The sequence below is a fragment of the Nocardioides anomalus genome (genome assembly GCF_011046535.1).
Classification (GTDB): domain Bacteria; phylum Actinomycetota; class Actinomycetes; order Propionibacteriales; family Nocardioidaceae; genus Nocardioides; species Nocardioides anomalus.
The window spans coordinates 2,527,862-2,551,757 of record NZ_CP049257.1; the positions used below are offsets into that span (position 1 = coordinate 2,527,862).

Below are 23,896 nucleotides of genomic sequence, written 5' to 3' on the forward strand. Positions count from 1 at the left end.
CTGCCTCAGACGGGCGCGTAGCGGCGCTCGGGCCGACCGGCGCTGCCGTAGCGCAGGCGCACGGTGGCGCTGCCCCGGTCCACGAAGTGCTCGAGGTAGCGCCGCGCGGAGACCCGGGACAGGCCGACGCGCTCGGCGGCCTCGGCGGCCGACAGGTCGCCGTCGGCGGCACGCAGGGCGTCCTCGACCAGGCGGGCCGTCTCGGCCGAGAGTCCCTTGGGCAGGGGCTGGCGGACGCGGGCCCGAGGGGCGAAGACCGCGTCGATGCCCTCCTGGTCGGGGGTGTCGAGCCGGCGCAGGGCCAGCTCGGCCTGGCGGTACGCCGCGAGCCGCTGGGCCAGGTCGTCGAACTCGAAGGGCTTGACGAGGTACTGCGCGGCGCCGGCGGCCGCGGCGGCGCGGACCGTGTCGGCCTCGCGGGCGGCGGTGACCATGACCACGCCCACGTCGTGGCCGTCGGCGCGCAGCCGGCGCAGCACGTCGATGCCCGAGAGGTCGGGCAGGTGCACGTCGAGCAGCACCAGGTCGGGGTCGAGGCGGGCCACCTCGGCCAGCGCGGCCTCCCCCGTGGCGGCCTGGCCCACGACCCGGAAGCCGTCGATCCGGTCCACGAAGCGGGTGTGGATGGAGGCGACCATGAAGTCGTCGTCGACGACGAGGACGGTGAGCTCCTCGTCGCCGGAGGCTTCGGCGGAGGCGTCGGGCGCGTTCACGAGCGCAGCACCGCGGTGAACACCGCGCCCCCGTCCGGGGCGCGACCGACAGCGACCGAGCCGCCGCGCCGCGCGCAGACCACCTGCACCAGGGCCAGCCCCACGCCGCGGCCGGCGGCGTCGGCCGGCTTGGTGCTGAAGCCGCGGTGGAAGATCTCCGCCTCACGCTCGGGGGGTACGCCGGGACCGGAGTCCGCCACGTCGAGGACCACCTCGTCGCCGACCAGGCGCAGCCCGAGCACCACGCGGCCGTCGGCGCCGGCCGCGTCGACGGCGTTGTCGACCAGGTTGCCGACCACGGTGACCAGGTCGGCGGACAGGTCGGCGTCGACGCGCGGCAGGGCGGTGTCCGGGGCCAGGTCGAGGTCGACCCGGCGCTCGGCGGCGAGGCTGGTCTTGGCGATGAGCAGCGCGGCCACGGCCGGATCCTCCACCTTCGCGGTCACCTCGTCACTGATCGCCGCGCGGCGCCGGCTCAGGGTGCCGATGAGCCGGCCGACCTCGTCGTACTCCTCGAGCTGCACCAGCCCGGAGATCGTGTGCAGCTGGTTGCTGAACTCGTGGGTCTGCGCCCGCAGGGTGTCGGTGACGCTGCGGCGGACCTGGAGCTCGCTCTCCAGGGCCAGCAGCTCGGTGCGGTCGCGCAGGGTGGTGACGGTCCCGCCGGCGCCCGCCACGGGGTTGCGGTTGACCACCACGGCCCGGCCGCCCACGACGACCACCGCGTCGTGCACCTCGTCGGTGCCGGCGAGCAGACCGTGCACCGGCTCCGGCAGCCCGAGGTCGTCGAGGCGGCGACCCACCGCGTCGGCCGGCAGCCCGAGCAGGTCCTGGGCGGTGGCGCTGCTGACCGTGACCGTGCCGGCGCCGTCGACGGCGACCACGCCCTCGCGGATCGAGGTGAGCAGCGCCTCGCGCTGGTCGGCCAGCGCGGCGATCTCGGCCGGCTCGAGCCCGCGGGTGCGCCGCTTGATCAGCCGGGCCAGCAGCCACGAGCCGACGACGCCGAGCAGCAGGCCGAGGCCGAGGAAGACCGCCATGTCGTCCAGCGCCTGCCGGAGCCGGTCGGTGAACGGGGGGTAGTCCTCGGTCACCACCGCGACCCCGACCAGCCGCACCGGCGCGTCGTTGCTGTAGACCGGCACCTCGGCCGCGATGGCCCGGTCGCCCCGGTCGCTGATGTCACCGGTCCAGCTCCGCCCGTCCAGGACCGTCCCCGGCCCGAGGTCCACCCGCTGGTCGTACGTCGAGGGGTCGGTCGAGGCGAAGACCACCCCCTCGGCGTCGGCCAGGTAGACCGCGGTCGCGCCCACGGTGTCCGCGCGCTGCTGGGCGTAGAAGGACAGCGCCGTGCGCGAGCGCGGCGCGGCCAGCTCGTCCTGGACCGCCTCGGTCCCGGCCAGCGCCTCGGCCGCGGCCCGCAGTCGGGCGCCCCGGCTCTGGCTGAAGTCGGCCTCGCTCTGGCGGAAGGACACCACGCCGGTGACGGCCACGACGACGCAGAGCACCGCCACCTGGAGGACCAGGAACTGCGAGGCGAGGGAGAGCCGGGCGCGCTTGCGTGACCGCAATGTCCACAACCTCCCTTGCCTCCGCAACAGTGACGGGCACCACACCGCCCTGAGACGGTCACCACATGATCACCGATCTCTCCCGGCGCTCGCTCCTCGCGGGCGTCCTGGGGCTCGGCGTGGCCACCGCGGCCTCCGGCTGCGGCGTGACGCGGGACGCCGACCGCAACAAGGACCTCTCCATGTGGATCCCGAACTCCCCCGGTGGAGGCTACGACCAGACCGGGCGGGCCGCGGTCGGCGTGATGGAGGCCCGCGACATCACCGGTGGCTCCTTCGAGGTCACCAACATCCTCGGCGCGGGCGGCTCGGTCGCCCTGACCCGGCTCATGGGCGCCTCGGGCGACACCCACACGATGATGACGATGGGCCTCGGCGTGGTCGGCTCGGCGTACTCCTTCGGGCTGCGCTACAAGGTCACCGACACCACCCCCATCGCCCAGCTCATCGAGGACCAGGAGGGCGTGCTGGTCCCGGCGGACTCGCCGTTCCAGGACATCGACCAGCTGGTCACCGCCTGGAAGGCCGACCCGCGCAAGGTCGTCGTCGGCGGCGGCTCCAGCCCGGGCGGCCCGGACCACCTATTCCCGATGCAGCTCGCCTCCACCGTCGGCGTCGACCCGACCGACGTCCTCTACGTGCCCTACGACGGCGGTGGGCCGCTGACCAGCGCGCTGCTCGGCCGCAAGATCCAGGTCGGCTTCTCCGGCCTCGGCGAGTTCGAGGGCCAGATCGAGGCCGGCGACCTGCGCGTGCTCGCGGTCTCCGGCGCCGAGCGGATGACCGGCACCGCGGCCGACGTGCCGACCCTGACCGAGGCGGGTGTCGACCTGACCTTCGCCAACTGGCGCGGCGTCCTGGCCCCGCCGGACCTCTCCGACGAGCGCCGCGCGCAACTCGTGGAGTTCCTCACCGAGATGCACGACAGCGAGCAGTGGAAGAAGGCCCTGGAGACCAACGGCTGGATCGACGCCTTCGTCACCGGCGACGAGTACGGCCAGTTCCTCGAGGAGCAGGACGCCCGCGTGGAGAACACCCTCAAGGAGGTCGGTCTGCTGTGACCGAGACCCGGACACCCACCCCTGACACCGGCCGCACCACCGCACCCGCCGAGCGCAGACCGGACCGCGCCCAGCTCGGCCTGGCCGCGGTGCTGCTGCTGGCCGGCGCCTACACCGTCCACGACGCGACCACCCTCAACGTCGGGTTCGCCGACCCGGTCGGGCCGCGCGTCTTCCCCTACGTCGTCGGCAGCGTCCTGGTCGTCCTCTCGGTCCTGCTGGCCCTGGCCGCCCTCCGCGGCGACCGGCCCGAGGCCGAGGCCGGCGAGGACGTCGACCTCGACCAGCCGTCCGACTGGGTCACCGTGGCCAAGCTGGTCGGCGTCCTGGTCTTCACCATCGCCACCCTGGGCCTGCTCGGCTGGGCCGTCTCCGGGGCGCTGCTCTTCGCCGGCGCCGCGTGGTCGCTCGGCTCCACCACGCTGGTGCGTGACGTCCTGGTCGGCACGGTCCTCTCGGTGCTGAGCTGGTACGGCTTCTTCGTCGGCCTCGGCATCCCGCTCTCCCCCGGCATCCTGGACGGGATCCTCTGATGGACAACCTCTCCCTGCTCGGCGACGGCCTGCTGCACGCCCTCTCGCCGGAGAACCTGCTCTACGCCGCGCTCGGCGTCCTGCTCGGCACCTTCGTCGGGGTCCTGCCGGGCATCGGCCCCGCCATGGCCGTGGCGCTGCTGCTGCCGGTCACCGCGGGACTCGAGCCGACCCAGGCCTTCATCATGTTCGCCGGCATCTACTACGGCGGCATGTACGGCGGCTCGACGACCTCGATCCTGCTCAACACACCGGGCGAGTCCGCCTCGGTGATGACGGCCATCGAGGGCAACAAGATGGCCAAGAAGGGCAGAGCAGCGCAGGCGCTGGCCACCGCGGCCATCGGCTCCTTCATCGCCGGCACCATCGGCACGCTCGGCGTGGTGCTCTTCGCCCCGGCGCTGGCCTCGGTCGCGGTCGACATCGGCGCCCCGTCGTACGTCGCGATCACCGTGATGTCGCTGGTCCTGGTCACCGCCGTGCTCGGCTCGAGCAAGCTGCGCGGCTTCATCTCGCTCTTCCTCGGCCTGCTCATCGGGCTGGTCGGCCTGGACCTCAACACCGGCCAGCCGCGCCTGGCCTTCGGCACCACCCAGCTGGCCGACCCGCTCAGCGTGGTCGTCGTCGCGGTCGGCATCTTCGCCCTCGGCGAGACGCTGTGGGTCGCGGCCCACCTGCGCCGGGCGCCGCTGCGGATCACCCCGGTCGGCCAGCCGTTCCTGGGTCGCGAGGACTGGCGGCGCTCGTGGGGCCCGTGGCTGCGCGGCACCGCGCTGGGCTTCCCGTTCGGCGCGATCCCGGCCGGCGGCGCGGAGACCCCGACGTTCCTGTCCTACCTGGCCGAGAAGAAGCTGACCAAGCACCCCGAGGAGTTCGGCGAGGGCGCGATCGAGGGCGTGGCCGGCCCGGAGGCGGCCAACAACGCATCGGCCGCGGGCACCATGGTCCCGCTGCTCGCGCTCGGCCTGCCCGTCACCGCCACGGCCGCGGTCATGCTGGCCGCGCTCCAGGGCTACGGCATCACGCCCGGCCCGCAGCTGATGGAGGACCAGCCGGACCTGGTGTGGACGCTGCTGGCCAGCCTGCTCATCGGCAACACGCTCCTGCTGGTCATCAACCTGCCGCTGGCGCCGGTGTGGGCACGGCTGCTGCGGATCCCGCGGCCCCAGCTGTACGCCGGGATCCTGTTCTTCGCCACCCTCGGCGCCTACGCCACCAACCAGGACGCCTTCGACGTCTTCCTGCTGCTGGTCTTCGGCCTGCTCGGGCTGGCCATGCGCCGCTTCGGGCTCCCCGTGCTGCCGCTCATCCTCGGCGTCATCCTCGGCCCGCTCATGGAGACCAAGCTGCGCGAGGCGCTGACCATCTCCGACGGCTCGCCGTCCGCACTGTGGAGCGAGCCGCTCGCGGTCGTGGTCTACGTCGTCATCGTCCTGGCCCTGGTCGGGCCGCCGCTGCTGCGCCGGCTGCGCGGTCCCCGCGGCCCCGGGACCCCGGGTGCCGTCGAGCGAGAGAAGGAGCTGGTCTGAGTGGGCTGGGTGGTGGTGGGCTGGACGCCCGACGAGTACGGCGACGTCGCCCTCGACTTCGCGCTGGCCGAGGCCCGCGACCACGGGCACGGCGTGGTCGTGGTCAACGGCACCAAGGGCGACTCCTACGTCGACGACCGCTACGCCGGCAGCGACGCGATCGCCGCCCTCGAGGAGCGGCTGACCGCCTCCGGCCTGGAGCACGAGGTCCGCCAGGGCGTCGCCCCCGACGTGGCCGAGCAGCTCGTGGACGTGGCCGCCGAGCTCCCCGCCTCCCTCGTCGTGCTCGGCCTGCGCCGCCGCACCCCGGTCGGCAAGCTGCTCATGGGCTCGGTGGCCCAGCGCGTGCTCCTGCACGCCGACTGCCCGGTGCTGTGCGTGAAGCCGGGCTCGACGCCCTAGCCCAACTCCAGCAGGGCCACGCCGACCACGACGAGGCCCATCCCCAGCACCATCGTCCGGGTCAGCGGCTCGCCGAACAGCGCGTTGCTCAGCACCGCGGTGAGCGCGACGCCCAGCGCGGTCCAGATGCCGTAGGCCACCCCGATCCCGAGGCCCTCCTGCAGCGCCGCCGCGAGCAGGACGAAGGACACGACGTACCCGCCCACCACCACGACGTACCACCCCCGGCGACCGCCCGCCGCGACCCGCAGCGAGAGCGTGCCCGCGACCTCGGTGAGGATCGCGCCGATGAGGTAGACCCAGCTCACGAGAGCTCCTCGGGCGGGTGCGACCCGGCCTCGATGAGCAGCACCCCGCCGACGATCAGCACCAGGCCGAGCACCATGAGCCCACTGAACGCCTCGTCGAACAGCCACGCCGACAACCCCGCCGTCAGCGCCACCCCCAGCCCGCTCCAGATCCCGTAGACCACGCCCAGCGCCGCCCCCGCCTTGAGCAGCCGGACCAGCGCGGCGAACGACACGACGTACCCGACCGCGGTCACGGCGTACAGCCACGGGCGGTCGACCGCGCCCCGCAACGCCAGCGTGCCGGTGACCTCGGTGACGATGGCGATCGCCAGCACGGCCCACCGATCACGCACCGGCACAGTCTGGACCACCCCGCTCGGCGGAGCGGAGCTCGGGCCGATCAGCCCGTGACGCGATAGGCGTCGAAGACGCCCGGGACTCCCCTGACCGCCTTGATCACGTTGTCGAGGTGCTTGGCCTCGGCCATCTCGAAGGTGAAGCGGCTCTTGGCCACGCGGTTGCGGGTGGTGGAGAGGTTGGCGCTGAGGATGTTCACGTGCGCGTCGGACAGCACCATGGTGATGTCGGCGAGCAGGCGGGCCCGGTCCAGGGCCTCGACCTGGATGTTGACCAGGAACGTCGACTGGCCGGTGGGCGCCCACTCGACCTCGAGGAGCTTCTCGGGGTGGGTGCGCAGCTCGCCGGCGTTGGTGCAGTCGGTGCGGTGGACCGAGACACCGCCGCCCTTGGTGACGAAGCCGAGGATGTCGTCGGGCGGCACCGGGGTGCAGCACTTGGCCAGCTTGACCCAGACGTCGGGCGCGCCCTTGACGATGACGCCGGCGTCGCCGCCGCCGCTGGTGGTCTTGCCGCGGCCGCGGCGGCCGGTGATCGTGACGGCCTCGGCGAGGTCCTCGGCGGCCGCGTCCGTGCCGCCGTGCTCCTCGATGACCCGGCGCACGACCGCCTGTGCGGAGAGGTTGCCCTCACCGACGGCGGCGTACAGCGCGGTGACGTCGGCGATGTTGAAGTGCGCCGCGGCCAGGGTGAGCGACTCGTGCGACATCAGCCGCTTGAGGGGCAGCCCCTCCTTGCGCATCAGCTTGGCGATCTGCTCCTTGCCGCGCTCGATGGCCTCCTCGCGGCGCTCCTTGGTGAACCACTGGCGGATCTTGGAGCGCGCCCGCGGGGACTTGACGAAGGTCAGCCAGTCGCGCGAAGGCCCGGCGTTGGCCGCCTTGGAGGTGAAGACCTCGACCACGTCGCCGTTCTCGAGCGTGGACTCCAGCGGGACGAGCCGGCCGTTCACGCGCGCGCCGATGGTGTGGTGGCCGACCTCGGTGTGCACGGCGTAGGCGAAGTCGACGGGCGTCGAGCCCATCGGCAGCGCCTGCACGTCGCCGCGCGGGGTGAAGACGTAGACCTCGGCCCGGTTGATCTCGAAGCGCAGCGACTCCAGGAACTCGCCCGGGTCCTCGACCTCGCTCTGCCAGTCCATGAGCTGGCGGACCCAGTTGATGTCGTCGAGGTCGCCGAGCTTCTCGGTGTCGAGGCCGGCGCGGCCGTCCTCCTTGTACTTCCAGTGCGCCGCGACGCCGTACTCCGCGCGGCGGTGCATCGCGAAGGTGCGGATCTGCATCTCCACCGGCTTGCCCTGCGGGCCGATCACCGTGGTGTGCAGCGACTGGTACATGTTGAACTTCGGCATCGCGACGTAGTCCTTGAACCGGTTGAGCACCGGGTTCCAGCGCGAGTGCAGCACGCCGAGGACCGAGTAGCAGTCGCGGTCGTCCGCGACCAGGATGCGGATGCCGACCAGGTCGTAGATGTCGGAGAACTCGCGCCCGCCGACGATCATCTTCTGGTAGATCGAGTAGTAGTGCTTGGGCCGGCCGGTGACGGTGGCCTTGATCTTGGCCTCGCGCAGGTCCTTCTCGACCCCGGTGATCACCTCGGCCAGGAACTGGTCGCGCGAGGGCGCGCGCTCGGCCACCATCCGCACGATCTCGTCGTAGATCTTGGGGTGCAGGGTCGCGAACGCGAGGTCCTCGAGCTCCCACTTGATGGTGTTCATGCCGAGCCGGTGGGCCAGCGGGGCGTAGATGTCGAGGGTCTCGCGGGCGACCCGCTCCTGGGTCTCCTGCCGCACGTAGCGCAGGGTCCGCATGTTGTGCAGCCGGTCGGCCAGCTTGATGACCAGCACGCGGATGTCGCGCGACATCGCGACGATCATCTTGCGGATGGTCTCGGCCTGCGCCGAGTCGCCGTACTTGACCTTGTCGAGCTTGGTCACGCCGTCGACGAGCTGGGCGACCTCGTCGCCGAAGTCGGCCTTGACCTGCTCGAGGGTGTACGGCGTGTCCTCGACCGTGTCGTGCAGCAGCGCGGCCACGAGGGTCGGCTCGGTCATGCCGATGTCGGCCAGGATGGTGGTCACCGCGAGCGGGTGGGTGATGTAGGGGTCGCCACTCTTGCGCATCTGGGTGCCGTGCATCTCGGCGGCGGTGGTGTACGCGCGCTCCAGCAGGGCCAGGTCGGCCTTGGGGTGGGTGGCCCGCACTGAGCGGAACAGCGGCTCGAGGACCGGGTTCCCGGGCTGGCTGCGGGTGGCCACGCGGGCCAGGCGCGCACGCATCGACCGGGTCGTCGCCGGGCCCGGGCTGGCGGCGGCGCCGGCCCCGCGCTCCTCGGCGCGCGCGGCGTTGCGGCGCACCCGGACCCGCTCGGCGGGCTTGGCCGGCTCCGCAGGTGGCGCCGGGGGGCGCGGGCGGGGCGGGCTGCTCGTCGGCGGCCACGCGCTCCTCGGTGCGCTCCTCGGTCACCGGTCCAGCCTACGCGCGCTAGACCGTGAGCAGGCTGTGCAGCGGCAGGTCGCCGATCGCCTCGCGCCCGGGCAGGAAGCTCAGCTCCATGAGCACGGCCACGGCCACGGCGGTCCCGCCCCCGCGCTCGACCAGCTCCCGGGTGGCCGCGACGGTGCCGCCGGTGGCCAGCACGTCGTCGACGAGCAGCACGCGCTCCCCCGGCGCGACGGCGTCCTCGTGCAGCTCGAGCGTCGCCTCGGCGTACTCCAACGCGTAGGAGACCGCGTACGCCGCGCGCGGGAGCTTGCCGGCCTTGCGCACCGGCACGAACCCGGCGCCCAGCGCGAGCGCCACCGGTGCGGCCAGGATGAAGCCACGGGCCTCCATGCCGACGACCTTGTCCACGACCGTCGCGCCCGAGGCGTCGCGGCCGGCGTCGGCCAGCGCCTCGACGACGGTCGCGAACGCCGTGTGGTCGGCCAGCAGCGGCGTGATGTCCTTGAAGACGACGCCCGGCTCGGGGAAGTCCGGCACGTCGACGATGAACCGCTCCAGCGCCTCGCGCGCCGCGGCCTCGGTCTCCGGACGGGTCACCGGGCGGCTACTTGCGCTTGGACTTCGGCGCCCGGGTCGGCTGCTGCCGCCCCGACGACGAGCTGCGGCCGACGGGACGCTGGGAGGTCGGGACGGTGCGTCCGCGACCCATCGCCTCCGGGTCGGCGGACGGCCGCGTCGCACGGTCGTCCTCGTCGTAGTCGTCGTCGTCGACCAGCACGCCGCCGCGCTCGCGCCGGGCGTCCGGGTCGTCCTCGACGGCCATGTCGTCGGTGAAGACCGGCACCGCGGCGTACGGGTCGACGGTCCGCTTGTCGCGGGCCTTCTGGCGACGCTCGGCCAGCAGCACCTCGGACTCACCGGACTTCAGGTGCACCAGCAGCGGGGTGGCGATGAAGATCGAGGAGTAGGCACCGGCCGCCATGCCGACGAACAGCGCCAGCGCGAGGTCCTTGAGCGAGCTCGCACCCAGCTGGACGGCGGAGACGTAGAGGATCGCCCCGACCGGGATCAGTGCGACCACCGAGGTGTTGATCGAGCGGACCAGGGTCTGGTTGACCGCGAGGTTGGCCGCCCGGGCGTACGTCGTGCGGCTGGAGCGCAGGTTCTTGGTGTTCTCGCGGATCTTGTCGAAGACCACGACGGTGTCGTAGAGCGAGAAGCCGAGGATGGTGAGCAGACCGGTGACGGTCGCCGGTGTCACCTCGAAACCGGACAGCGCGTAGACCCCGACGGTGATGATCACGTCGTGGGCCAGCGCGACGATGCCGGCCACCGACATCTTCCACTCGCGGAAGTAGGCCCAGATGAACAGCATCACCAGGACCAGGAAGACGACCAGGCCGAGGATGGCGCGGTTCTTGACCTCGTCGCCCCAGCTGGCGCCGATCTGGTCCTGGGAGATGTCCTGCTGGGTCACCCCGAGGGTGTCGATGATGGCCTGGTTGACCTCGGTGCTCTCCTCGTCGGTGAGCTCCTCGGTCTGGATGAGCACCGAGTTGTTGCCCGAGGTCGACACCACCGGCGCGTCGGCGTTCTGGATGCCGAGGTTGCCGACCGCCTCGCGCACGTCGTCGGCGTCCTTCTGGGTCGCACCGGAGTCGATGGTCACCTTGTACTGCGTGCCGCCGGTGAACTCGATGCCGTAGTTGAGGCCCTTGACCCCGAGGCCGAGGACGGCCAGGGCGACGATGAGCCCGGAGATGGCGTACCAGAGCCACTTGCGACCGACGAAGTCGATCGAGCGCTCCCCGGTGTAGAGGCTGTTGCCGAGCCGGCTGACCTTGCCCATCAGAGCGTGCCTCCCTCGACCCGGCGGGTCGTCGAGCGGGTGGCGGGCGCCACCTTGGGTCGGTCGGCGGCGATCTGGTCCACGCCCAGCGTCTCGGCGCTGAGCCCGGACAGCTTGCCGCCGCCGTTGAAGAACCGGTAGCGCGCCAGCACCGAGACCAGCGGCTTGGTGAACCAGAAGAACACCGCGAGGTCGATGATGGTCGAGAGTCCGAGGGCGAACGCGAAGCCCCGGACCACGCCGGCCGCGAAGATGTAGAGCACCACCGCGGCCAGCAGCGACACCGCGTCGGCGGCCAGGGCCGTGGCCCGGGCGCGGATCCAGCCGGCCTCCACCGCCACCCGCATCGACTTGCCGTCGCGCATCTCGTCGCGGATGCGCTCGAAGTAGACGATGAAGGAGTCCGCGGTGATGCCGACCGCCACGATCAGACCGGCGATGCCGGGCAGCGTGAGCGTGAAGTTCGCGGTCTTGGACAGCAGCAGGACCAGGGCGTACGTCGCCGCACCGGCCACGAGCAGCGAGGAGACCACCACGATGCCCAACCCGCGGTAGTAGATCAGGCAGTAGATCATCACCAGGATCAGCCCGACGATGCCCGCGGTGATGCCCGCGCTCAGCTGGTCGCCGGCCAGCGACGGGCCCACGGTCTCGACGCTGAAGTCGGAGAACGAGACCGGCAGGGCGCCGAACTTCAGGCTGGTGGCCAGCGACTGGGCGCTGGCCTGGGTGAAGTTGCCGGAGATCTGCGCCTGGCCGTTGGTGATGAGCCCGTCCATGGTCGGCGCGGAGATGACCTGACCGTCGAGGACGATCGCGAACTGCTTCTCGGTGCCGACCAGGGCCTTGGAGATCTCGGTGAACTTCTTGGTGCCGCTGCCGTTGAAGTCGAGGCTGACGACGTAGTTGACCTCGTTCTGCGGGATCACGGCGTCGGCCCCGTCGAGCTCGGTGCCCTCGATCATGGCCGCGGAGAGGAGGTATTTGGTGGCGACGCCGGTGTCGGCGTCCCACTCACAGGTGACCAGCGGCTTCTTCGGGTCGTCCTCGACGTTGGCCGGGGTGCCGTCCTGGGGGCAGGTGAACGCGTTGTAGGCGTCGACCGCCTCCTGGTTGGGCGCGTCGATCCAGGTCAGCGGGTCGTCGACGGTGTCGCCACCGGTCGGCGCCGGCGTGGCCGGCGTGCCGGTCGGCGTGGGGCCGTCGCTGGGCGCGGTCGCGCTGTCGCTCGGGCTGGCTCCGGAGGAGGGGCCGCTCGAGGGGTCCGCGGACGCGCTGTCACTGGGCGAGGCGCTGTCGCTCGGGTCGGCCGAGGGCGAGTCGGTGGTGTCGGCCGCGGCGTAGTGGGCCGGGGCGCGCTGTGCGGTGCCCGACGGGGTGGGCGCCTCGGACGGCGCGCCGTCGGAGGGAACGGCGTCGGAGGGGGCGCCGCTCGGGGCCGCGCTGTCACCCGGGGTGGGCGAGCCCGGCGCGGTCACGCCGGTGCCCGGGGCGTTGGTCTCGGGCGCGGTCGGGTCCTGGACGCCGGTCCCGGGCGCGCTGGCGCCACAGGCGCCGGGGTTGAAGTCGGAGCAGGCCACGACGCGGAAGCGCAGCTGGGCCTGGCGCTTCACGGTGTCGACCAGGTCGCGCCGGCTGGAGCCGGGGATCTCGACGACGATGAAGCGGTTGCCCTGCACCGTCACCTCGGCCTCGGCGACGCCGGAGCCGTTGACGCGCTGGTCGATGATCTTGCGGGCCTCGTTGAGCGACTCGGTGCTCGGGCTGCCCTTGGGGGTCAGCCGGATGCTCGTGCCGCCCTGGAGGTCGAGGCCGAGCTCGGGCTTCCAGCTGCCGGCCAGGGCCACCAGGCCGAAGGCGATCGCCAGCCCGAGGAAGAACACCACCAGGGTGCGGCCGGGCCGAGCGGTCTTGCGTGCCATCTCAGTTCTCCTCCGAGACCTCAGGGGTCGCGTCCGGGGCGGGGCCGTCCTCGCGGACCACCTGCCCGACCGCACCGCGGGCGACCTTGATGGTCACGCCGGTGGCGATCTCCACGTGCACCACCGTGTCGTCGAGGTCGCGGACGGTGCCGTAGACGCCCGAGGTGAGCATCACCTCGTCCCCCACCTCCAACGTGGACTGCATGTGCGCGAGTTCCCGCTGGCGTCGACTCTGCGGCCGCACGAGCAGCAGCCAGAAGAGGAGCGCTATCCCCACGAGGAACAGCAGCGGAGTCACGTCTTGCACGAGGGGGAAGTGTACGGCGGAGGCCCCCCAACGCCGATTCGTCGGGGGCGCGCCCGCTCACTCCTCGAAGAGCACGGGCTCCGGTGCGCTGGGGGGCGTGAGGCCCAGGTGGGCCCAGGCGGCCGGGGTGGCGACACGCCCGCGCGGGGTGCGGGCCAGGAAGCCCAGCCGGACCAGGAACGGCTCGGCCACCTCCTCCACGGTCTCCCGCTCCTCGCCCACGGCGACCGCGAGGGTGGACAGGCCCACGGGGCCGCCGCCGAAGCGGCGGCACAGCACGTCGAGCACCCCGCGGTCGAGCCGGTCCAGCCCCAGCTCGTCGACCTCGTAGAGGTCCAGCGCCTTGCGGGCCACCTCCAGGCCCACGGTGCCGTCGCCGCGCACCTGGGCGTAGTCCCGGACCCGGCGCAGCAGCCGGTTGGCGATGCGCGGCGTCCCCCGCGAGCGCGAGGCGATCTCGGCGGCGCCCTCACCGGTGGTGGGTACGTCGAGCAGCCCGGCCGAGCGGTGCACGATCCGCTCGAGCTCGTGCGGGGCGTAGAACTCCAGGTGGCCGGTGAAGCCGAACCGGTCGCGCAGCGGCCCGGGCAGCAGCCCGGCCCGGGTGGTGGCGCCGACCAGGGTGAACGGCGGCAGCTCGAGCGGGATCGCGGTCGCGCCCGGCCCCTTGCCGATGACCACGTCGACCCGGAAGTCCTCCATGGCCAGGTAGAGCATCTCCTCCGCGGCCCGCGACATCCGGTGGATCTCGTCGACGAAGAGCACGTCGCCGTCGTTCATCCCCGAGAGGATCGCGGCCAGGTCGCCGGCGTGGGTGAGCGCCGGGCCGCTGGTGAGCCGCAGCGGCGCGCCGACCTCGGCGGCGATGATCATGGCCAGCGTGGTCTTGCCCAGCCCGGGCGGGCCGGAGAGCAGCACGTGGTCGGGCGCCCGCTCGCGCAGCCGGGCCGCCTCGAGGACCAGCCCGAGCTGGTCGCGGACCCGCTGCTGGCCCACGACCTCGTCGAGCGAGCGCGGCCGGAGCGCGGCCTCGATGGCCCGCTCGTCGACCTCGGCGTCCGGCGCCGTCAGGTCGTTCACGGGTGCCTCCGATCGCGTCCGCGCCCGTCACAGGCGGGCGCCGTCAGGTCACTGTGCACGGTGATCACGCGCGCGACAGGGTCTGGAGGGCCGCGCGCAGCAGCGCGCCGACGTCGGGGCTGTCGCCGGCCTGGTCGGCCACGGAGTCGACCGCGCGCTCGGCCTCCTTGCCGGGCCAGCCGAGGCCGGTGAGCCCCTGGTGCACCTGGTCGCGCCAGGTCTGCGCAGCGGCGACCGGGCCGCGGGTGCTGGTCGTGCCGAGGGCCGGCCCGAGCCGGTCCTTGAGCTCGAGGATGATCCGCTGGGCCACCTTCTGGCCGATGCCCGGGACCCGGGTGAGCGCCTTGACGTCCTCGGTGCCGACGGCAGTGCGCAGCGCGTCGGGGCTCAGGACCGCCAGCATGGCCTGGGCCAGCTTGGGCCCGACGCCGCTCGCGGTCTGCACGAGCTCGAAGCAGGCCTTCTCGTCCTCGTCGAGGAAGCCGAACAGCGTGAGCGAGTCCTCGCGGACCACCATGCTCGTCGGCAGCGTGGCCACCTGGCCGGTGCGCAGCGTGGCCAGCGTGCCCGGCGTGCACAGCAGCTCGAGGCCGACGCCGCCCACCTCCAGCACGGCCGTGGACAGGGTCACCTGGGCCACCGGGCCCTTGACGAACGCGATCACCGGGTCACTCCTGCCTGCACGCCGGCCTTGGCCGCCGCGGCCTCGATCCTGGACTGGGCGCCGCCGCGCCAGATCTGGGTGATGGCCAGGGCCAGCGCGTCCGCCGCGTCGGCCGGCTTGGGGGTGCTGTCCAGGCGCAGGATGCGGGTGACCATCAGCCCGACCTGCGCCTTGTCGGCGCGTCCGTTGCCGGAGACCGCGGCCTTGACCTCGCTCGGGGTGTGCATGGCGACCCGCAGCCCCCGCCGGGCCGCGCAGACCATCGCGATCCCGCTGGCCTGGGCCGTGCCCATCACCGTGCTCACGTCGGAGCGGGCGAAGACCCGCTCCACCGCCACCACGTCGGGCCGGTGCTCCTCGATCCAGGCCTCGAGCCCGCGCTCGATGCTGACCAGCCGCTCCGGGATGGGCAGGTCCGCGCTGGTGCGGATCACGCCGACGTCGACCAGCCGCAGCGGCCGCCCGACCTCGCCCTCGACCACCCCGACCCCGCACCGGGTGAGGCCGGGGTCGATGCCGAGCACGCGCATGGGGCCCTCCTGGGTCGGGGTCCGGCCCGGGTCGGTCCGAACAGGTGTTCGCACGAACGCTAACGCTCTGGTTTGGTGATTGCGTGCAGACCACGCCGATCACGCCGGACCTCGTCCGCGGGGCGCTCGAGCTGGAGCGGACCGAGCGCGGGCTGCTGCCGCACCGCCTCCCGGAGCGCGCCCGGCGCCAGGCCGGCGGCGACGCCCAGCTGCTGTCCGCGCAGTCCCAGCCCTCGGGCGTGCGCCTGGTCTTCCGCACGACGGCGAGCGTGGTGGAGCTCGACACCCTGCGCTCGGTCACGACGTACGCCGGGATCCCGGCCCGCCCGGACTGCTTCTACGACCTGCGGGTCGACGGCGAGCTGGTGGCGCAGACGACCCAGCCGTCCGGCGACGTGGTGGAGGGCGACTTCGCCACCGGCCGGGAGACGCTGACCCGTGGCGAGCCGGGCACGGCACGGTTCGTCGGGCTCCCGGCTCGCGACAAGCTCGTCGAGCTCTGGCTGCCTTGGAACGAGACCGTGCACCTCATCGCGCTGCGCACCGACGCTCTGGTCTCTCCCGCGCCCGTCACCCGGCGCACCTGGGTCCACCACGGCAGCTCGATCAGCCAGGGCTCCAACGCCGCGAGCCCGAGCACGACCTGGCCCGCGGTGGCGGCGCGGCGCGCCGACGTGGAGCTGGTGAACCTGGGGCTGGCCGGCAGCGCGGTGGTCGACCCGTTCACGGCCCGCGCGATCCGCGACACCCCCGCCGACGCGCTGAGCGTCAAGCTCGGCATCAACGTGGTCAACCACGACGCGATGCGGCGCCGAGCCTTCGCGCCGGCCGTGCACGGCTTCCTCGACACGATCCGCGACGGCCACCCGGACACCCCGCTGGTCCTGGTCTCGCCCCTCTTCTGCCCGATCCACGAGGACACTCCTGGCCCGGGCACCTTCGACGTCGAGGCCCTCGGTCAGGGACTGGTGCGCTTCCTCGCGCTCGGCGACCCGGCCGACGTGGCCACGGGCCGGCTGACCCTGCGGGTGATCCGGGAGGTGCTCGCCGAGGTGGTGGCCCAGCGCGGCGACCCGGCGCTGGCCCACCTCGACGGGCTGGAGCTGTACGGCGAGCCCGACCACGAGCGTCTCCCGCTGCCCGACGCGCTGCACCCCTCGCCCGAGGCGCACGAGCTCATCGGCGAGCGCTTCGCCGCGCTCGCCTTCGGGCCGGGTGGTCCGCTCAGCGGCTGAGGGCCCTCAGCCGGGTGCCGATCGCGGCCTCGGCCCGGTCGTAGGCGGCCAGGTCGCCGTCGAGCAGCGAGCGCACGTTGGCGGCGTCGAGGTAGGCCGCCAGCTCGTAGGCGAGCTGCGCCCCGTCGCCGTCGACGGCGAGCTCGCCGGTCTCGCCGGCTTCGACGGCGCTCGCCCCCAGCAGGGCCAGCCACTCGCGGTCCACCTCGGCCAGCGCGTCGCGGACGGCGCCGGGCCGGGCGGCGTACTCGTGGGTGGCGCGGACGAAGAAGCAGCCGCCGGGGAACGCGCGACCGCGCGAGTAGGCCAGCCAGCCGTCCAGCAGCGCCCGCAACCGGTCCAGCCCCGGGGGCCGCTCCAGCGCCGGGGTCACGACCGTCTGGCCGAAGATCGCGCGCGCGGCGCGGACGGTCGCCAGCTGGAGCTCCTCCTTGGAGCCGAAGTGCGCGAACAGGCCACTCTTGCTGAGCTCGAGCTCCTGGGCCAGGCGACCGATGGTCAGCCCGTCCAGACCCTCGACCGACGCCAGGTCCACGGCCCGCCGCAGCAGCCGCCGCCTGGTCTCGTCGCCGCGTCGGATTCGACCGTCACGCACTGTGGACTCGATCACGAGACAAATAGTACGATCGTTCGTATAACTACGCCAGCCGACCTCCGCCTGCGCCCCGGCGGCCCCGCCGACCGGGTCCGGCTGGCCGGGCTGCTCAGCGGGCTGAGCGCGGAGTCGGCGTACGCACGGTTCCAGACGGGGGTGGCCAGCCCACCCTCGCGCCGGGTCCTGGACGCGCTGCTCGTGGAGCCGCCCCGGGGCCGGGCCCTGCTGGCCTTCGCCGGGAGCGAGCTGGCCGGGCACGGGCTCTGGGCCCGACTCGACGCCACGACCGCCGAACTGGCTCTCGTGGTGGCCGACCGGTTCCACCGGCTGGGGGTGGGCACCGCGCTGGCCCGGGCGCTGACCGAGGACCTGCTGGCCCACGGCGTCACCGACGTCGAGGTGTTCGCGACGACCAGCAACCGCGCGGTCGCGCGGATGGTCTCGGCGGCGGCGCCGGACGCCCTGCGCGACCTGGACGGCCCGACGTCGACCTGGACCTTCGCGGCCCGCTCGGCCGCGGTGCCGCGGACCGCCTGACTCAGGCGTCGAGCTCGGCCATCACCTGGTCGGGGACGTCGTAGTTGGCGAAGACGTTCTGCACGTCGTCGAGGTCCTCGAGGGCCTCCACGAGCCGGAACATCTTGCCGGCGGCGTCACGGTCCAGCTCGACCTGCATGTCGGGCACGAACTGCGCCTCGGCGGAGTCGTAGTCGATCCCGGCCGACTGCAGCGCCGTGCGCACGCCGACCAGGTCGGTGGGCTCGGAGACGACCTCGAAGGCCTCGCCGCCCAGGTCGTTGACGTCCTCGGCGCCGGCGTCGAGCACCACCTCGAGCACGTCGTCCTCGGAGACCTGCTTGCCCTCCTGGTCGACCGGCACGACGACGACGCCCTTGCGGTTGAACAGGAACGACACCGAGCCCGGGTCGGCCAGCGAGCCGCCGTTGCGCGTCATGGCGGTGCGGACCTCCATGGCGGCGCGGTTCTTGTTGTCGGTGAGGCACTCGATGAGCATCGCCACGCCCGACGGCCCGTAGCCCTCGTACATGATCGTGGTGTAGTCGGCGCCGCCCGACTCGGCCCCGGAGCCGCGCTTGACCGCGCGGTCGATGTTGTCGTTGGGGACCGAGGACTTCTTGGCCTTCTGGATCGCGTCGTAGAGCGTCGGGTTGCCGCCGGGGTCTCCCCCGCCCATCCGGGCGGCGACCTCGATGTTCTTGATCAGCTTGGCGAACATCTTGCCGCGCCGGGCGTCGATGACGGCCTTCTTGTGCTTGGTGGTCGCCCACTTGGAGTGGCCGGACATGGCTACCTCTTCCCTACGACTGCGTCTGCTGGGCGACCAGGTCCACGAACATGCGGTGGATCCCGGAGCCGCCACCCACTTCGGGGTGGAACGACGTCGCCATCAGCGGGCCCTGACGGACCATCACGATCCTACCCGCGGCCGGCCCCGTCGTGACGGTGGCGAGCACCTCGACCCCCGGACCCGTCGACTCGACCCAGGGCGCACGGATGAAGACGGCGTGCACCGGCGCGTCGAGCCCGGTGACGTCGACGTCCTCCTCGAAGGAGTCGACCTGGCGGCCGAAGGCGTTGCGCCGCACCGTCACGTCGAGCCCGCCGAGGGTCTCCTGGCCGGGCGCCCCGTCCAGGACCCGGTCGGCCAGCAGGATCATCCCGGCGCACGTGCCGAGGACCGGCAGCCCGTCAGCGATCCGCGCGCGCAGCGGCTCGAGCAGCCCGAAGGTCCGGGCCAGCCGGACGATCGTCGTGGACTCCCCGCCGGGCAGCACCAGCCCGACCACGCTCGCCAGCTCGGTCTCCCGGCGCACGGTGCGCGCAGCCACACCCAGCGAGCTCAGGGCCGCGACGTGCTCGCGGACGTCGCCCTGCAGGGCGAGCACCCCGATGGGGAGCGCCCCGCCGGTCGGGGTGGTCGGGACGGGCGGCACGCGGCCCAGCGTAGGAGCGCGCGGCCTCGTCGTCGGACCCGGGCTCGTCGGGCTCCGGGCGCGCGACGGCGGCCCGCACGGCGAGGGCCGCGGCCACCGCCACGAGCAGGAAGACCGGAGCGAGCTCGAGGTGCGCTCCGGGCACCAGCCAGCCGTCCACCGCCCACCTCCCCGTGGTCTGCGTCGGACTCACCCGACGCGACCATGAGACACCGCGCGCCGCCCGCGGGTGCGGCGAACGCGAGGCGGTTCCACCGAACGTCGGCCGGGGTCTGGCCGCTCGGTCACCGCACCGTCCGTCCGGGCCAGGGGACCCTGGGGTCGCCGGCGCAGCGCGAGGACGGTCCGCCCCAGCGCGGGCAGGAAGCACAGGGTGACCAGGCCGACCCAGAACCACCGCGGCACGTCCGGCTCGAGCCGCACCGAGAGCCGTCGGTCCTCGGCCCGGCGTGCCACCACCGAGCCGGCCTGCCCGGGGCGCAGCACGACCGAGTCGTCGCCCGGCGCGACCAGGCGGACGGGCAGCAGCCCGGTCCCGACGTACGTCGCCCGGGCACCGCCCGGCACCTGCACGAACGCGAGCTGCTCGGCGTCGGTCAGCGGTCGGAAGACCACGACGGCGACGGCGAGCGTGGCCGCGGCGCCGACCAGCACGACCGAGGCGGTCTGGCGCCGCCACAGCAGGGCGACGCCCCAGGTCAGCACGCCGCCCAGGATGAGGATCGGCGCGGCCTCCACGGCGCGCCCGGCCCCCGGCCACAGCCACTGCACCCGCCCGATCACGTTGCCCGCCGGGATCGTCCACGTGTCCGGGCCGCTCAGGTCCCCGGCGGTGGAGAACGTGCCGTCGGCGTGCACCGCGGTGATGCGGTGGGTGTAGACGTCCTGGCGACCGGGCGGGCGGAAGGAGACGACCTGCCCGGACCGCAGCGCTTCCGGGTCGACCGGCCGGACCCAGACCAGCGTGCCCACCGGAGCGGTGGTGCCCATGGACGGCGTCTCGACCCGCTCCCAGTGCCCGCCCGACCAGCGGAACCACGCGCAGTAGGCGAAGGCGGCGAGCACCACGGCCAGCACCGCCACCTCGAGCGCGCGGACCACCAGGCGGCCGCTCACGCGAGCACCACCGCGTCGGAGGACTGCCACTGGAAGGTCAGCACCCAGCTGGTCGTGCCGACCCGCAGGGTGTCGGTGAGGGGGACGTGGAGGCGCAGGCCCGAGACGTAGGCGTTGTACGACGACCCGCGGGTGATCGTCAGCGAGCCGACCTGCGTGACGCCCGGGCCGGGCGCGGCACTCACCGTCCGGGCCGTCCCGTCGGCGAAGGCCGACAGCGCGGCCGGTCCCGTGACCGTGGCGGTCGGGCTGGTGAAGGTCCAGGCGACGTTGAGCATCGTGCACGGCGAGGTGGTGCCGATGACCGGCTGCGCGCCGGTGAAGGTCGTGGTGCCGGTGTCGCCCAGCAGCCAGTGGTCGGTGGCGGTGCCGGCCCAGGTGGTGAACGCCGCCTGGGAGAGGCGGTCGGCGCCGGTCTGCGACTGCGGCGCGTTGTCGTTGAAGACCACGGCGTTGCTGAGCGACCCGGTGAAGGTGGCGTTGCTGCCGCCGGTCAGCGCCGTCGAACCCGAGCCGAGTCGCCAGTAGCCGGTGGTCGTGGTGTACGGGATCAGACCGAGGCTCTGGTCGACCGCCGCACCGTCGACGTAGAGGGTCGTGTTGCCGAGCAGGCCGAGCAGGGTCCCGGTCATCGTCGCGTAGGCGAAGTGCCACGAGCCGTTGGCGTACGACGCAGCGCTCGTGACCCGACCGGTCCCGAGGGAGTTGAAGGCGAAGCCGACCGTGCCGTTGGCGTTGAGGTAGAGCGTCCGGTCGGCGGTGCCCGTGGCCCCGGCCGGGTTGGCGCTCTGCGAGAGCAGGGGGCCGGACTGCCCCGCGGACGCGCGGAACCAGACGCCCAGGCCGTAGCGCACGCCGATGGTGACGGCGCGCGACTGCTGGCTCACCGCAGCGGCGTACCCCGTCCCGTCCAGCCCGACGGCGTTGGTCGTGCCGAACGGGTCGGCTTGTCGGAAGCTGGTGCCGTAGCGCGGCAGCATCACGTTGCCGGCGCTGGCCCGGTTGTCCATCCTCACCGTGGCGCAGGAGGCCGCGCTGACGGACCGGGTGAGCTGGCTCGCCGGCACGGTGCCGGTGTTGGTCAGGGCGTCGGTGCCGGTGACGCCGCCCGCCGTGGCCGCCCCTGCTGGCGCGGGCGTGCCGCTGCAGGCGACGGTGCTGGTCGTGGTGAGGCTGGCCGAGCACGTGCCGGCACTGTGCGTGGCCGCCAGGGCCGCCGTCGCGCTGCTGTTGGGCTGGTTGGCCACGCGGGCGGTGCTCCACGCACCCTGGGTGGGCGCCGTCGCCCCCCAGACCACCAGCAGCAGGGACGCGACGGCGACCCCGACGAGCCGCTTCACCGTCAGGCGTTCAGGACCCAGAAGAGCGCCTGGCTGACCGTGATGGCGCTGCTGCTCGGGTTCGCGGTCGAGCTGAGCGCCAGGGTGAACCGGCAGGTCCACGACGCGTTCACCGCCAGAGTGGCGGTGTGGGTCAACGTGGCCGGCATGGCGCCGGGAGCGCCCGCGGCGTAGACGAGGTCGGTCCAGGCCGCGCCGGCGCCGTACGTCGCGCCGTCCTTGCAGCTGACCGCGACCGTGAGGTCACCGTTGGTGCACAGGTTGTTGATCGCCGGCGGACCGGGCGACGTCGCCGGGGTCTGCGAGCAGCTCTGGGGCTGGAGCACGAACGACGACGCTGCCCCGGTGCCGACGTTGGTGAAGGTCACGTCGACCGTGGTCGCCGTGCCACCGGGCGTCAGGGGCGTGGCCGTGCCGCCGTACTTGTTGATGGCCGCGCAGGTCGAGGTGTTGTTCGCGTTGGTGTTGCTGTAGCAGGTGTTGGCGCCGCCGGTCTCCTTGAGGATGACGGCGTTGGCCGTGGAGACCGTGTTGTTGGTGTTCTGGATGATCGCCGAGGTCCACGCCGAGAGGGTGCCGTTCACGCCCAGCACGAGCACGACAGCGGCCAGGGCGCTGGCGCCCCAGGCGAAGAGGATGAAGCGGCGACGCTTCGGGGCAGGGGACATGAGGGACTCCAACCGGGTCTGTGGACGACATACCCCCCACGGCATGACTACCCGGTGCGCCGGGGGCCTGACACGGCCTCCGCACGACAACCACCCGGTCGGACCAGCCCGACGGGCTGGCTCTGTCGACCGACCCTGCTACCAGCCGCGCTCGGCCAGGCGGTGCGGCTGCGGGATCTCCTCGACGTTGATGCCGACCATCGCCTCGCCCAGCCCGCGGCTGACCTTGGCCACCACGTCGGGGTCGTCGTGGAACGTGGTGGCCTGCACGATGGCCTCGGCCCGCTGGGCCGGGTTGCCGGCCTTGAAGATGCCCGAGCCGACGAAGACGCCCTCGGCGCCGAGCTGCATCATCATCGCGGCGTCGGCCGGGGTGGCGATGCCACCGGCGGTGAACAGCACGACGGGCAGCTTGCCGTTGGCGGCGACCTCGCGGACCAGGTCGTAGGGCGCCTGGAGCTCCTTCGCCGCGACGTACAGCTCGTCGGGCTCGAGCGCGGTGAGCCGGCGGATCTGCTTGCGGATGGTGCGCATGTGGGTGACGGCGTTGGAGACGTCGCCGGTGCCGGCCTCGCCCTTGGAGCGGATCATGGCCGCGCCCTCGGTGATGCGGCGCAGCGCCTCGCCCAGGTTGGTCGCACCGCACACGAACGGCACCGTGAACGCCCACTTGTCGATGTGGTTCTCGTAGTCGGCCGGGGTGAGCACCTCGGACTCGTCGACGTAGTCCACGCCCAGCGACTGCAGCACCTGCGCCTCGGTGAAGTGGCCGATGCGCGCCTTGGCCATCACCGGGATCGAGACGGCCTCGATGATCGAGTCGATCATGTCCGGGTCGCTCATCCGGCTCACGCCGCCCTGGGCCCGGATGTCGGCGGGGACCCGCTCGAGCGCCATCACCGCGACGGCGCCGGCGTCCTCGGCGATCTTCGCCTGCTCGGCGGTGACCACGTCCATGATCACGCCGCCCTTGAGCATCTCGGCCATCCCGCGCTTCACGCGGGTGGTGCCGGTCTCCGGTGTCTCGCTCATGGAGCAGACGCTAGCGCCTGGCGCCGCACCAGCAGGATCCGCTGCAGCACGGTGATGGTGCTGAGCGCGGCGATCACCCACAGCGCGATCTCGTAGAGCCACGGGATCCCGAGCACGTCGCCGAAGAACGTCGGCACCAGCAGCCCCACCAGCCGGTCCGGCCGCTCCGCCAGCCCGGTCTTGGCGTTGAAGCCGAGCTGCTCGCCCTTGCTCCGTGCGTACGACGTCACCGAGCCCATGGCCAGGCACACCAGCGACAGCACGAGGTAGAGCCGGTCCTCGGCCTGCCAGGCGAAGAACAGCGCCATGCCGCCGAACAGCGCCGCGTCGGCGATCCGGTCGAGGGTGGAGTCGAGGAACGCGCCGAACAGGTCGGTGCGCCCGACCTTGCGGGCCATCGCCCCGTCCACGAGGTCGCTGAAGACGAACACCGTCACCGCGACCACGCCCTGCCACAGCCAGCCCTGCGGGAAGCAGACCAGCGCAGCGGCCGAGACGCCCAGCGTGCCGATCACCGTGATGGCGTCGGGGCTGATGCCCAGCCTGATGAACAGGTCGATGAAGGGGGCGAGGGCTTTGCCCTGCCAGAAGGCCTTGAAGCGGTCGAGCATGGTGGCTAGACGCTAGCGGCACCGCCGACCGAGCTGGACAGCCGGGCGTAGTGTCGAGACATCGGCGCCACTCAGGGCGACGCGAAGCTGGG

The 23,896-nt window shown here is 72.9% G+C and carries 26 protein-coding genes; 6 read left to right on the forward strand and 20 right to left on the reverse strand.

Going from position 1 to position 23,896, the window contains the following annotated elements:
* Positions 1-5 precede the first annotated feature (5 nt).
* Together G5V58_RS12745 and G5V58_RS12750 are read right to left on the reverse strand one after the other, a co-directional pair.
* On the reverse strand, positions 6-713 hold the full coding sequence (locus tag G5V58_RS12745) for a response regulator (protein ID WP_230487310.1): 708 nt from the start codon (positions 711-713) through the stop codon (positions 6-8).
* Positions 710-2,284, reverse strand: a complete 1,575-nt coding sequence (locus G5V58_RS12750) for a sensor histidine kinase (RefSeq protein WP_230487311.1) — start codon at positions 2,282-2,284, stop codon at positions 710-712. Before G5V58_RS12750 ends, G5V58_RS12745 begins: the two co-directional genes overlap by 4 nt.
* A gap of 65 nt (positions 2,285-2,349) precedes the next feature.
* Between G5V58_RS12750 and G5V58_RS12755 the strand changes: the two genes are divergently transcribed.
* Genes G5V58_RS12755 through G5V58_RS12770 form a run of 4 tightly spaced genes read left to right on the forward strand, consistent with a single transcriptional unit; the run spans position 2,350 to position 5,809 of the window.
* Entirely contained in the window at positions 2,350-3,345 is a 996-nt protein-coding gene (locus G5V58_RS12755) for a Bug family tripartite tricarboxylate transporter substrate binding protein (protein WP_165233182.1), read from the forward strand.
* Positions 3,342-3,878 (forward strand): tripartite tricarboxylate transporter TctB family protein, encoded by a 537-nt coding sequence (locus G5V58_RS12760; RefSeq protein ID WP_165233184.1) that lies wholly within the window; start codon positions 3,342-3,344, stop codon positions 3,876-3,878. The genes G5V58_RS12755 and G5V58_RS12760 overlap by 4 nt, the downstream gene beginning before the upstream one ends.
* Entirely contained in the window at positions 3,878-5,407 is a 1,530-nt protein-coding gene (locus G5V58_RS12765; RefSeq protein ID WP_165233186.1) for a tripartite tricarboxylate transporter permease, read from the forward strand. The genes G5V58_RS12760 and G5V58_RS12765 overlap by 1 nt, the downstream gene beginning before the upstream one ends.
* Entirely contained in the window at positions 5,408-5,809 is a 402-nt protein-coding gene (locus tag G5V58_RS12770; protein ID WP_230487312.1) for a universal stress protein, read from the forward strand. It begins immediately after the preceding gene.
* On the opposite strand, the gene G5V58_RS12775 is transcribed toward G5V58_RS12770, so the two are convergent.
* The 10 genes from G5V58_RS12775 to ruvC form a co-directional block, all read right to left on the reverse strand.
* Positions 5,806-6,117: a DMT family transporter gene (locus G5V58_RS12775; RefSeq protein WP_165233189.1), complete on the reverse strand. Its 312-nt coding sequence runs from the start codon at positions 6,115-6,117 to the stop codon at positions 5,806-5,808. The genes G5V58_RS12770 and G5V58_RS12775 overlap by 4 nt on opposite strands.
* Positions 6,114-6,452 (reverse strand): DMT family transporter, encoded by a 339-nt coding sequence (locus G5V58_RS12780; protein ID WP_165233192.1) that lies wholly within the window; start codon positions 6,450-6,452, stop codon positions 6,114-6,116. Before G5V58_RS12780 ends, G5V58_RS12775 begins: the two co-directional genes overlap by 4 nt.
* 47 nt (positions 6,453-6,499) lie before the next feature.
* Positions 6,500-8,734, reverse strand: a complete 2,235-nt coding sequence (locus G5V58_RS12785) for a RelA/SpoT family protein (protein WP_165239049.1) — start codon at positions 8,732-8,734, stop codon at positions 6,500-6,502.
* Positions 8,735-8,939: 205 nt separating this feature from the next.
* Complete coding sequence (locus G5V58_RS12790) at positions 8,940-9,497, reverse strand: adenine phosphoribosyltransferase (RefSeq protein WP_165233195.1); 558 nt, start codon at positions 9,495-9,497, stop codon at positions 8,940-8,942.
* 7 nt (positions 9,498-9,504) lie between these two features.
* Positions 9,505-10,749: a protein translocase subunit SecF gene (gene secF / locus G5V58_RS12795; protein ID WP_165233197.1), complete on the reverse strand. Its 1,245-nt coding sequence runs from the start codon at positions 10,747-10,749 to the stop codon at positions 9,505-9,507.
* Positions 10,749-12,671: a protein translocase subunit SecD gene (secD, locus tag G5V58_RS12800; protein WP_165233199.1), complete on the reverse strand. Its 1,923-nt coding sequence runs from the start codon at positions 12,669-12,671 to the stop codon at positions 10,749-10,751. The genes secF and secD overlap by 1 nt, the downstream gene beginning before the upstream one ends.
* A 1-nt stretch (position 12,672) precedes the next feature.
* Positions 12,673-12,978: a preprotein translocase subunit YajC gene (yajC, locus tag G5V58_RS12805; RefSeq protein ID WP_230487313.1), complete on the reverse strand. Its 306-nt coding sequence runs from the start codon at positions 12,976-12,978 to the stop codon at positions 12,673-12,675.
* A gap of 57 nt (positions 12,979-13,035) precedes the next feature.
* Positions 13,036-14,058, reverse strand: a complete 1,023-nt coding sequence (ruvB, locus tag G5V58_RS12810; RefSeq protein ID WP_165233201.1) for a Holliday junction branch migration DNA helicase RuvB — start codon at positions 14,056-14,058, stop codon at positions 13,036-13,038.
* Positions 14,059-14,122: 64 nt separating this feature from the next.
* Positions 14,123-14,722: a Holliday junction branch migration protein RuvA gene (gene ruvA, locus G5V58_RS12815; protein ID WP_165233203.1), complete on the reverse strand. Its 600-nt coding sequence runs from the start codon at positions 14,720-14,722 to the stop codon at positions 14,123-14,125.
* Entirely contained in the window at positions 14,719-15,252 is a 534-nt protein-coding gene (gene ruvC, locus G5V58_RS12820; protein ID WP_165233205.1) for a crossover junction endodeoxyribonuclease RuvC, read from the reverse strand. Before ruvC ends, ruvA begins: the two co-directional genes overlap by 4 nt.
* 83 nt (positions 15,253-15,335) lie before the next feature.
* On the opposite strand from ruvC, the gene G5V58_RS12825 reads away from it, so the two are divergent.
* Complete coding sequence (locus G5V58_RS12825; protein ID WP_165233207.1) at positions 15,336-16,487, forward strand: SGNH/GDSL hydrolase family protein; 1,152 nt, start codon at positions 15,336-15,338, stop codon at positions 16,485-16,487.
* On the opposite strand, the gene G5V58_RS12830 is transcribed toward G5V58_RS12825, so the two are convergent.
* Entirely contained in the window at positions 16,477-17,097 is a 621-nt protein-coding gene (locus G5V58_RS12830) for a TetR/AcrR family transcriptional regulator (protein WP_230487314.1), read from the reverse strand. The genes G5V58_RS12825 and G5V58_RS12830 overlap by 11 nt on opposite strands.
* Before the next feature lie 141 nt (positions 17,098-17,238).
* Here G5V58_RS12830 and G5V58_RS12835 point away from each other — a divergent pair, with 141 nt between their 5' ends.
* Positions 17,239-17,619, forward strand: a complete 381-nt coding sequence (locus tag G5V58_RS12835; protein WP_165233210.1) for a GNAT family N-acetyltransferase — start codon at positions 17,239-17,241, stop codon at positions 17,617-17,619.
* A gap of 1 nt (position 17,620) precedes the next feature.
* Here G5V58_RS12835 and G5V58_RS12840 read toward each other — a convergent pair whose 3' ends face one another.
* The 7 genes from G5V58_RS12840 to pgsA all read right to left on the reverse strand — a co-directional run bounded on the left by G5V58_RS12840 (position 17,621) and on the right by pgsA (position 23,804).
* Positions 17,621-18,388 carry a YebC/PmpR family DNA-binding transcriptional regulator gene (locus G5V58_RS12840; protein ID WP_165233213.1) on the reverse strand — a complete coding sequence of 256 codons (768 nt, stop codon included), beginning with the start codon at positions 18,386-18,388 and terminating at the stop codon, positions 17,621-17,623.
* Positions 18,389-18,401: 13 nt separating this feature from the next.
* Positions 18,402-19,037: a pyridoxal 5'-phosphate synthase glutaminase subunit PdxT gene (pdxT, locus tag G5V58_RS12845; RefSeq protein WP_230487315.1), complete on the reverse strand. Its 636-nt coding sequence runs from the start codon at positions 19,035-19,037 to the stop codon at positions 18,402-18,404.
* Positions 19,038-19,226: 189 nt separating this feature from the next.
* Entirely contained in the window at positions 19,227-20,153 is a 927-nt protein-coding gene (locus tag G5V58_RS12850) for a S24/S26 family peptidase (protein WP_165233217.1), read from the reverse strand.
* Positions 20,150-21,493 carry a hypothetical protein gene (locus tag G5V58_RS12855; RefSeq protein ID WP_165233220.1) on the reverse strand — a complete coding sequence of 448 codons (1,344 nt, stop codon included), beginning with the start codon at positions 21,491-21,493 and terminating at the stop codon, positions 20,150-20,152. Before G5V58_RS12855 ends, G5V58_RS12850 begins: the two co-directional genes overlap by 4 nt.
* A gap of 2 nt (positions 21,494-21,495) precedes the next feature.
* A complete protein-coding gene (locus tag G5V58_RS12860; RefSeq protein WP_165233223.1) occupies positions 21,496-22,161 on the reverse strand; it encodes a hypothetical protein in 666 nt (221 codons plus the stop codon).
* A gap of 138 nt (positions 22,162-22,299) precedes the next feature.
* Positions 22,300-23,193, reverse strand: a complete 894-nt coding sequence (pdxS, locus tag G5V58_RS12865; protein ID WP_165233225.1) for a pyridoxal 5'-phosphate synthase lyase subunit PdxS — start codon at positions 23,191-23,193, stop codon at positions 22,300-22,302.
* The gene (gene pgsA, locus G5V58_RS12870) at positions 23,190-23,804 is read right to left on the reverse strand and encodes a phosphatidylinositol phosphate synthase (RefSeq protein ID WP_165233228.1); all 615 of its coding nucleotides are present in this window, start codon (positions 23,802-23,804) and stop codon (positions 23,190-23,192) included. Before pgsA ends, pdxS begins: the two co-directional genes overlap by 4 nt.
* Positions 23,805-23,896 lie beyond the last annotated feature (92 nt).